At 69.3% G+C, this 404-nt stretch carries 1 protein-coding gene; it reads right to left on the reverse strand.

What is annotated here, in order from left to right:
- Nucleotides 1–404 (reverse strand): AMP-binding protein (locus EN850_RS33875; protein ID WP_145973024.1); only part of this gene is annotated, 404 nt, incomplete at both ends.

Genomic DNA, 404 nt, shown 5'->3' on the forward strand with positions numbered 1-404 from the left:
CGGTACTACCACCGGAAAGCTGCAGGAACGCCACCGACTGCGGATCCGGATCGGGCGGCAGCTGGCTGCGGTCACCCTGCAGCGCCTCCAGCCCGAAGAACTCCGCCGCATCGCCGTCGATCACCACATGGCGCACTGCCGGGACCTCGGCCTGTAGTGCCCGCGCCAGCCCGCGATTATCGAAGCCATCGTGCAGTGCCGTGGTGATGTAGGCACTGGCTTCGGCCTTGTTGGCGAAGTGCGCCAGCTCGGTGATGCGGTGCGACGGCAGCGCGTACACCGGCACCAGGCCGGCCCGGAACAGGCCGCAGACCGTGGTGATGAAGCCTGCGGTGTTGCCCAGCTGCACCAGCACCCGTTCGCCAGGCTGCAGGCCGAGCGCCAGCAGGCCGGCACCGATGCGC

Origin of the sequence: Mesorhizobium sp. M8A.F.Ca.ET.207.01.1.1 (assembly GCF_004794715.1) — a bacterium.
Taxonomy (GTDB): Bacteria; Pseudomonadota; Alphaproteobacteria; order Rhizobiales; family Rhizobiaceae; genus Mesorhizobium.